This is a genomic window from Nakamurella flava, assembly GCF_005298075.1.
GTDB lineage: Bacteria > Actinomycetota > Actinomycetes > Mycobacteriales > Nakamurellaceae > Nakamurella > Nakamurella flava.
On the sequence record NZ_SZZH01000006.1, the window covers coordinates 478,390 to 487,049 of the forward strand.

8 protein-coding genes are annotated in these 8,660 nt (G+C 71.8%); 2 read left to right on the plus strand and 6 right to left on the minus strand.

Going from position 1 to position 8,660, the window contains the following annotated elements; all coding sequences use genetic code 11:
* Positions 1-140: 140 nt before the first annotated feature.
* Positions 141-1,535 carry a threonine ammonia-lyase IlvA gene (gene ilvA / locus FDO65_RS20170; RefSeq protein ID WP_137451506.1) on the plus strand — a complete coding sequence of 465 codons (1,395 nt, stop codon included), beginning with the start codon at positions 141-143 and terminating at the stop codon, positions 1,533-1,535.
* A gap of 105 nt (positions 1,536-1,640) precedes the next feature.
* On the opposite strand, the gene FDO65_RS20175 is transcribed toward ilvA, so the two are convergent.
* Positions 1,641-2,126 carry a pyridoxamine 5'-phosphate oxidase family protein gene (locus FDO65_RS20175; RefSeq protein WP_205850193.1) on the minus strand — a complete coding sequence of 162 codons (486 nt, stop codon included), beginning with the start codon at positions 2,124-2,126 and terminating at the stop codon, positions 1,641-1,643.
* A 108-nt stretch (positions 2,127-2,234) separates the two neighbouring features.
* A complete protein-coding gene (locus FDO65_RS20180) occupies positions 2,235-3,599 on the minus strand; it encodes an acetyl-CoA carboxylase biotin carboxylase subunit (protein ID WP_137451507.1) in 1,365 nt (454 codons plus the stop codon).
* Between the two features lie 161 nt (positions 3,600-3,760).
* Between FDO65_RS20180 and FDO65_RS20185 the strand changes: the two genes are divergently transcribed.
* A complete protein-coding gene (locus FDO65_RS20185) occupies positions 3,761-4,729 on the plus strand; it encodes a sugar-binding transcriptional regulator (RefSeq protein WP_137451508.1) in 969 nt (322 codons plus the stop codon).
* A gap of 51 nt (positions 4,730-4,780) precedes the next feature.
* Here FDO65_RS20185 and FDO65_RS20190 read toward each other — a convergent pair whose 3' ends face one another.
* The 4 genes from FDO65_RS20190 to FDO65_RS22605 form a co-directional block, all read right to left on the minus strand.
* Positions 4,781-5,068, minus strand: coding sequence for a PTS sugar transporter subunit IIB (locus FDO65_RS20190; RefSeq protein ID WP_137451509.1), 288 nt, complete (start codon positions 5,066-5,068; stop codon positions 4,781-4,783).
* Positions 5,069-5,155: 87 nt separating this feature from the next.
* Positions 5,156-5,623, minus strand: coding sequence for a PTS sugar transporter subunit IIA (locus FDO65_RS20195; RefSeq protein ID WP_137451510.1), 468 nt, complete (start codon positions 5,621-5,623; stop codon positions 5,156-5,158).
* 29 nt (positions 5,624-5,652) lie between these two features.
* Positions 5,653-7,050, minus strand: a complete 1,398-nt coding sequence (locus tag FDO65_RS20200) for a PTS galactitol transporter subunit IIC (RefSeq protein WP_137451511.1) — start codon at positions 7,048-7,050, stop codon at positions 5,653-5,655.
* Between the two features lie 358 nt (positions 7,051-7,408).
* Positions 7,409-8,660, minus strand: a 1,252-nt coding sequence (locus tag FDO65_RS22605; RefSeq protein ID WP_137451512.1) for a 2-oxo acid dehydrogenase subunit E2, incomplete at its 5' end; no start/stop codon positions are given.

Sequence of the window (8,660 nt, forward strand, 5' to 3'; positions counted from 1 at the left end):
GTCACCGTACCGCCGCGGTCCGCCGCCCAGGGCCGTCCCGGATCGAGCCGGACGTGATGCGTGTCGCGCCCCGGTCACCGCGACGGTGATCTTGGCGGGCATCATCGCTGCCACCGCCGTCCCGGTGACAGGATCGGAGGATGACCGACGAGCCCACCCCCCTGCACACCGGGCCGGACCCGGTGGACACCGTCGTCGGTGCGGTACCGGCCGACGCCGGGGACGGACGCGTCGTCCGCGGCGTCACCCGCTCGACCCCCGCCGGGTCCATCGCCCCGGCGCGGGTCACGGCCGCCGACATCGATGCCGCCGCCCACCGCATCCGCGACGTGGTGGCCATGACGCCGCTGGAACCGTGCCCCCGGCTCTCGGCCGCCACCGGCGTCACCGTCCTGCTCAAGCGCGAGGACCTGCAGGTCGTCCGCTCCTACAAGGTGCGGGGCGCCTACAACCTGATGTCCCAGCTGACGCCCGCCGAGCGGGCCGCGGGGGTGGTGTGCGCGAGTGCCGGCAACCACGCCCAGGGTGTCGCCCTGGCCTGCCGGGCCCTGGGGATCGCCGGGCGGGTCTACCTGCCGAAGACCACCCCGCGGCAGAAGCGGGACCGCATCCGCAGCCACGGCGGCGAGATGGTGACCCTGGTCCTGCACGGTGACACCTACGACGACGCGGCCCAGGCCGCCCACGACGACGCCCGCACCACGGGCGCCGTCCCCGTGCTGCCGTTCGACGACGTCCGGACGATCGCCGGGCAGGGGACCGTCGCCCGTGAGGTGCTGCACCAGCTCGGGTACCGGCCCGACGCGGTGATCGTGCCGGTGGGCGGTGGTGGCCTGATCGCCGGGATGCTCAGCTATCTCCGGGAACGGGCCCCCGGGGTGCGGGTCGTCGGCGTGGAACCGGCCGGCGCCCCGTCGTTGCAGGCCGCGCTGGCCGCCGGCCGGCCCGTCCCGCTCGAGACGATGGACCCGTTCGTCGACGGCGCCGCGGTCCGCCAGATCGGTTCCGTGACCTACGGTGTCGTCGCCGGGGGACCGGCCATCGACGTGGTGAGCGTCGATGAGGGGGCCGTCTGCTCGGCGATGCTGGCGCTGTACCAGAACGAGGGCATCATCGCCGAGCCGGCCGGGGCGCTCACCGTCACCGCCCTGTCCGCCGTGGTCGACAAGCTGGGCCTCGAGCCGGGTTCCACCGTCGTGCTGGTGGTCAGCGGTGGCAACAACGACGTCTCCCGCTATGGCGAGATCATCGAACGCTCGCTGGTCCACGAGGGCTTGAAGCACTACTTCCTGGTGGACTTTCCGCAGGAGCCCGGGGCGCTGCGCCGGTTCCTGGACGAGGTCCTCGGGCCGGACGACGACATCACGCTCTTCGAGTACGTCAAACGCAACAACCGGGAGACCGGCCCGGCCCTGGTCGGCATCGAGATCGGTTCCGCGGACGGGCTTCCCGCCCTGCTGGAGCGGATGGACGCGGCGCCCATGGAGGTCGAGCGGATCGCACCCGGGTCGGCGGCCTACCGGTACCTCACCTGACCGGTTCGGGCAGGCCGGTGGATCGCCCTCCCCCGGGGCAACCCACCGGCCCTGGCCGACAGCGCAGATCCGCCCGATCCGCGGCGCCGGCCCCGGTCCGGCCCGTCAGTCGCCGTGCGGCGGGATCTGACGGCCGGTGATCTCGAAGGGTCGGATGCGGATCCAGTGACGGCGTTCGACCGACTCCGCCCACGGCCACACTCCGAGACGGGTCAGGCGCTGCGTTTCGCTGCGATCGGTGACCAACCGGGCGGTGCCGCGGACGACGACACTCCACCCGGAATGCCGGTCGGCGTCGAAGTTGTCGACCTCGAAGGCGACGGGCATCTCGTCCGAGGCAGCGTCCAGCTTGGACCCGGGGCTGCTGCGGAACACCACCGCGTCGCCGTCCATCCCGTGGTTGACCGGCAGGATGACCGGCTCGCCGTCGGCGACGAACGCGACCCGGCCGACCCGTGCGGTGCGCAGGTGGCGCAGGCAGTCGTCGTACGAGAGCACCTGCAGGCCAGCGTGATCGGCGCCCATGTCCGGTCCGGACTCGCGTCGGGGGGTGGTGGTGGGGGTGTCTGTCTCGACATCGGTGGCGGACATGCGGGCCTCCTCGCGCGGTGCTGGCTGGTTCGTCCCGTTCAGTCAACGTCAGCGCCCGGGCGCGTCCCAGGGTCGAAGGTCCCGCCTTGCCGCACCGACCGGCGCCGGTCAGCGGCCGCTGGCCCGCATCCGCCCGACGATGCCGGTGTCGTAGTGACCGGAGACGAACTCCGGGTGCTCCAGCAGCTCGGCGAAGAACGGCAGGTTGCACTTGGGTCCCTCGATGGCGAACCCGGCCACCGCTTCCCGGGCGCGGCCGAGCGCCTCGTCCCGGTCGGCGCCGTGCACGATCAGCTTGGCCATCAGCGAGTCGTAGGACGGCGTGACCGTGGTGCCGGCGGCGTACCCGGAGTCGACCCGCACACCGGCGCCGGACGGCTCGTCCCAGCGGCGGACGGCCCCCGGCCCGGGCAGGAAGCGCTTCGGATCCTCGGCGTTGATCCGCAGCTCGATGGCGTGCCCGGAGACCGTCACCCCATCCGGATCGAAGGTGATCGGCTGTCCGCCGGCGATCAGCAGTTGCTGCTCGACCAGGTCGAGGCCGGTGACCGCCTCGGTGATGGGGTGCTCCACCTGCAGGCGGGTGTTCATCTCCAAGAACACGAAGTCCTGGGCGGCCTCGTCCACCAGACATTCGACGGTGCCGGCGCCCACATACCCGACGGCCTCCCCGGCGCGGACGGCGGCGGCCAGCATCCGGGCCCGCAGGTCGGGTCCGACTCCTGGCGACGGGGTCTCCTCGGCGACCTTCTGGTTGCGGCGCTGCACCGAGCAGTCCCGTTCGCCCAGCGCGACCACCCGGGCCGGACGATCGCCGTCGGCGGGTAAACCGAGGATCTGCACCTCGACGTGCCGGGCCACCGGCAGGAACCGCTCCAGCAGGACGGAGGCGTCGCCGAACATGCGCTCGGCGAAGGCGGCGATCCGCTCGAACTGCTCGGCCACCTCGTCCGGCCCGTGGGCGACGCTCATGCCCATCCCGCCGCCGCCGGCCGATGCCTTCAGCATCACCGGGAATCCGATCCCGTCGGCCGCGGACCGGGCCGCCGCCGCATCGGTCACCGGCTCACGGGTGCCGGCTGCGACGGGAACACCGGCGTCCTGCAACAGGTTCCGCGCGTTGATCTTGTCGCCCATCTGCTCGATGACGTCGGCCGACGGACCCACCCAGATCAGGCCGGCGTCGACGACGGCCCGGGCGAAGTCCGCGTTCTCGGACAGGAATCCGTAGCCGGGATGGATGGCCTGCGCGCCGGTCTCGCGGGCGGCCCGCAGGATGGCCTCGACGTTGCGGTACGACTCCGCCGGGGCGGCCGCGCCGATCGCCACGGCCACGTCGGCCTCCGTGACGAAGGGCAGGTTCGCGTCGACGTCGGAGTGCACGGCGACGGTGCGTAGGCCCATCCGCCGCGCGGTGCGGATGACCCGGCGGGCGATCTCGCCGCGGTTGGCCACGAGCAGGGTGTCGAACATCGTCGTCCTTGGGGTCGGTACCGGCGGGTGGTCGGGACAGCATGCCGCACCGGCGTCGTCGTGAGCGGTCGCCGCCACGGGATGGGTGGCGCTGCGAGCTGCGGGGACGGTCGACTTTCGCGCACTAGGCTTGGACGCCGAAGGCGGAAGAGGCGGTGGACATGGCGACGTCAGGCCGTGACGAGGACAGACTGGCCCGCGCGGCCCGGCTGTACTTCATCGACGGGCTCTCCCAGCAGGAGGTCGCCGATGCGCTGAAGACCACGCGCTCCAACGTCTCCCGCATGCTGACCGCGGCCAAGGAACGTGGCGTCGTGCAAATACGGATCGTCGACACCAGCGGCCGCGACGTCAAATTGGAGACCGCCCTCACGGAGGAGCTGGGCCTGTCCGAGGCCCTGGTCGCCCGCGTACCGCCGTCGGCGGTCGGGCGGGCCGTCGGGCAGCTCGGCGCGACCTGGCTGATGGACCGCATCCACGACGGTCAGACCCTCGCGGTGTCGTGGGGGCAGACCCTGCAGAACATGGTCTGGGAGGTCACCGCCGATCAGTCCTACGACGTCGAGATCGTCCAGATGGTCGGCGGCCTCTCGCATCTCGACACCTCGCCCACCGGTCACGAGCTGGTCCGCGAACTCGCCGCCCGGCTCGGTGCGCACTACCGCTACCTGCACGCGCCCGTCGTCCTCGACCGCCCGGAGGGGGTTGCCGCGTTGATGGCCGAACGGTCCATCAGCGGCGTCCTGGAGGCGGTGAAGCGGGCCGACATCGCTTTGGTGGGTGTCGGTTCCGCGGTGTCCGGCTCGACCCGGGGCCTGGTGGACGACATGGGTCTGACCGCCGCGCAGCGCGCTGCATTCGACGCCGCCGACCCGGCCGGCGCCATCTGCGCGCGCTTCTACGACTGGCAGGGCCGGCCCATCCACGGCACCGCGAACGACCGGGTCCTCGGCGTGACGCTGGAGGACCTGCGGGCCATCCCCACCGTGTTCGGCATCGCCACCGGGGCACAGAAGGCGGCCGGGTTGCTCGGGGCCATCCGCGGGGGACTGATCGACGTGCTCTGCTGCGACGTGGCCGCTGCGCGTGCGGTCCTGGAACTCCATCGCGGTGGGAACCGGTCCGGATAGCACGAAGCCCGGGACCGGAGCGGTGTGCTCCGATCCCGGGCTCTGGTCGGGTCAGTCGCGCAGCTTGGCCACGATGGTCGCCAGCGTGGCGTCGACGCCCATCCCGGTGAGGAACGGCAGGCCGTTCACCGACGGGGTGGTGACCGAAGCCGGAACGGCGGTCGTGGCCACGATGAGGTCGGCGTCGACCTCGCCGCCGCCCACGATGTCCATGACCTTGCCCTGGCGCACGGCGACGTCGATCCCCTGAGCGGCGCAGTGTTCCTTGATGCGGGTGGCGACGACGGTGGACGTGGCCACGCCCGTTCCGCAGATGACGAGAATGCGCTTGGCTGCCATGGTTTCTCCCTGTGTCAGGTCGTGGTCGGATGCTCCGGTGGTGCGGGGCCCCGGCAGTGCGCCGCGGCCCTGTGTGCTGGTCGACGCTCAGACGCCGGCGTCGAGGATGCCCATGGCTCGGTTGACTGCCGCGGCCAGCTCGTCCGGGGTGGTGATGCCGTCCCAATCGGGCCAGGCGTCGGCCTGCGCGGCCTGCAGCACCTGGCCGAGCAAAGGCACCTGGGCGGTCGGGTCGGTGACCAGCAGAGCGATCACCAGCCGGACTGCGACAGTCGCCTCGCCCGTGCCACCCATCTCCCCGAAGCTGATCGCCGGCTCGAGCAGCGCGGCGGCCAGAGCCGGTCGCCGCACGTGCTGGACGTCCGTGTGCGGAATCGCGATCGGGGTGGGGGTCGGCAGGCCCGTCGGGAAGACGACCTCCCGGTCGATGATGGCCTGCGCGAAGGTGTCGTGCGCGTAGCCGGCCTCGACGGCCAGGGCGGCGACCTGGGTCAACAGCTCCGTGGAGGTCGTGGCTTGCGGGCGGACCAGGCAGAGCGCCGGTTGCACACGCATGTCGCCCGCGGCTTCCGTATGGGCGGTGCTCACTCGGCGTTGACCCCGGTGACCGCAGCGGCCTGCTGCTCGGCCAGGTCCCGGCGACGCACGACGCGGCGGATGACCAGGGCGAACCCGATGGCGAAGACGAGCAGCACAGGCGGGCCGTAGGTGCCGATCTTGCCGCCGAGGTACAGCAGACCGGTCAGCGGGTTGGCCCCGTCGACCAGGGACGAGAACTGCGAGGCGCCGCCCTCCGGGGTGAAGCCGGAGGCGGTGGCGATCGCGGTGAACGTGCCGGACAGGCCGGTGGCGATGAACAGACCACCGCCGATGACGATCATGCCGCCGATCACGGAGCGGAAGATGTTGCCGCGGAACACCGGGACCATCATGGCGACGATGAACGGGATGGTGGCGAGGTCGACCAGCGGCAGCACCTTGTTGCCGAGCGGGGCGAGCAGGAAGGCCATGACCAGGGTCAGCGGGATGAGCAGCAGTGACGTGGCGATGACGGCCGGGGAGCCGACGGCGATCGCGGCGTCCAGGCCGATGTACATCTTGCGACCGGGGAAGCGCTTGGCCACGAACGCCTGCGCGGACTCCGAGACCGGGATCAGGCCCTCCATCAGGATGGCGACCATGCGGGGCAGCAGCAGCATGACGGCGGCGACGGCGATACCGAGCTTGAGGATCGCGATGGAGTCGGCGCGCGGGTCGTCGAAGCCGTAACCGGCGATACCCAGGGCGATACCGATGAACAGGCCGAGGAAGATCGACTCACCGAAGATGCCGAAGCGCTTCTGGATGGTGTCCGGGTCGGCCTTGAGGTTGCGCACGCCGGGGATCCGGTCGAAGGCCGCGTTCATCGGCATGGCGAACAGCGCATAGACGGCCGAGGTGCCGTGCGGGAACGAGATGTCCGGGTAGCCGTAGTACTTCTGGACGAACGGCGCGGACCAGTCGGCCAGCGCCAGCGTGATGACCATGGCGGCGCAGGCGGTGATGATGCCGAGCCAGAAGTTGTCGGTCAGACCGGCGACCAGCGCGCCGGACAGCGCGAAGTGCCAGTAGTTCCACAGATCGATGTTGAACGTCCGGGTCAGGCCGGTGAGCAGCAGCACGACGTTCAGCAGCAGGCAGACCGGGATGACCGCGGCGCCGACCGTCGAGCCGAAGGCGATCGCCGCGCTGGCGGGCCAGCCGAGGTCGACGACCGACAGGTCGAGGTTGAACCGCTCGGCCAGCGCCGTCGCGACGGGGCTCACCGACGTGCCGAGCAGCCCGATGACGAGGTTGATCCCCACGAAACCGATGCCGATAAGCAGGCCCGACCGGGTTGCCCGGGCGGCCTTCTGACCCAGCACGATCCCGAAGATGGCGATCAGGAAGGGCAGGACGACGGCTGCTCCCAGATCGGTGAGGTAGCTGGAGACAGCTTCCATGATGGTGTCCGTTCCGAATGGTCGACGTTGACGAATTCCCAGGCAGGTCGAGACCGCGTGGGGGAAAAGCCAGGTACTGCAACGGTTCTGAGCCGTGAAGGGCAGTCGATGGCCGGCGCTGTGCTGTGGCGACCACCGGCCAGAAGGCGGGGGGTTCACGAATGTGCAGTGGATTCACAAACGTGAGAGTTGTTTATCACGGTGACCTGGGCCACCACAAGACCGCGGACGCAGCCGATGCGCCGGCCGTACCCAGCACCGTCATGACGGTGCGGGGAACCGCCAGAGGGCGCAGCGAACAACGAGCGGTGCACCGGCAGCCGTCATCGGCCGTCGGTGCACCGCTCGGGTGGGTTTGTCAGTCGAGCAGTCGGTCGGGGTTGCGGAACAGCTCACCGATCTCGGCGAGAACCTTGGCGCCGTCGGCCCCGTCGACGGGTCGGTGGTCGAGGGTCAGGCCGACGGTGGCGCCGAGCCGCACGGTCAGACCGCCGCGGTGGACGACGGGTCGTTCGGTGATGGCGCCGATGGACAGGGCGGTGGCTTGGGGTGGGGTGAGCAGGCTGGTGAAGTACGGCACCCCGAATCCGCCCAGGTTGGACAGGGTGGTGGTGCCGCCCTTGATGTCCGCTCCGGTGAGCGCTCCCGTGCGGGCCCGGTTGATGGTGGCCCGGACCAGCTGGTCCTGTTCGTCGATGGGGAGCAGGTCGGGGTCGCGGACGACCGGGGCCAGCAGCCCGACCGCGGAATCCACGGCCAGGGCGACGCCGACGTTGGTGTGCGGGGCGGCGGGGGCGCCGGCCTGCTCGTCCCAGCCGGCGTTGACGTGCGGGTTGTCGCGCAGCGCACGCGACAGGGCTCGCAGCAGCAGCGTGGTCCAGCCGATGCGTCCGCGGGCGCGGGCGGCGTTGTCGAGGTCCAGTTCGGCGAACACGGTGAACTGGGGGACCGCGGCGCTCGAGGTCATGGTCCGGGCCACGGCCGACCGGATGGATCGGCGCCGCGCGGCCAGCGCATCGGCGAAGCCGGGGTCGACCGCGCCGTTGCTGTCGGTGCCGGTGGGAGCGGCAGGCACGGGGTGAGCGGCGGGCGCGGGGGGAGCGGGGGGAGCGGCCGCCCGGACCGGAGCCGGGGGCGCCGGCGCGGGGACCGGAACGACCGGGGCCGGGGCGGTGACGGGGGCTGGTGCGGCAGCCGTTGCCCGCGCGGCGTTCTCGACGTCCTCGACGGTGATGACCCCGTCCGCCCGGGTGGCGGTGACGGTCTCCAGCTTGACCCGCAGCTCGGCCGCGCGTCGCCGGGCCAGGGGCACGGTCGGGATGGGCCCGCGCCGTGAGACCGGGGTGGCGTCGAGCAGACCACGACCATTCGACGCGGCCGCCCCGACCGGCTCGGCCGGCAGATCCGCCGGGACGTCCGAGCCGGGGACGGCCGGTTCGGCGGCCGACCCGTTCGGGCCGCCGGTGCCGTTGCTGCTGGGGGGCGGGTCGTCGAAGAGGCCGGCCATCAGGTCGTCCGACTCCGACAGCAGGTAGGCGATGGGGGCGCCGACGGCGATGGTGTCGCCGGGTTGGGCGACGAGGCGGGCGACGGTGCCGGCGAAGGGGGAT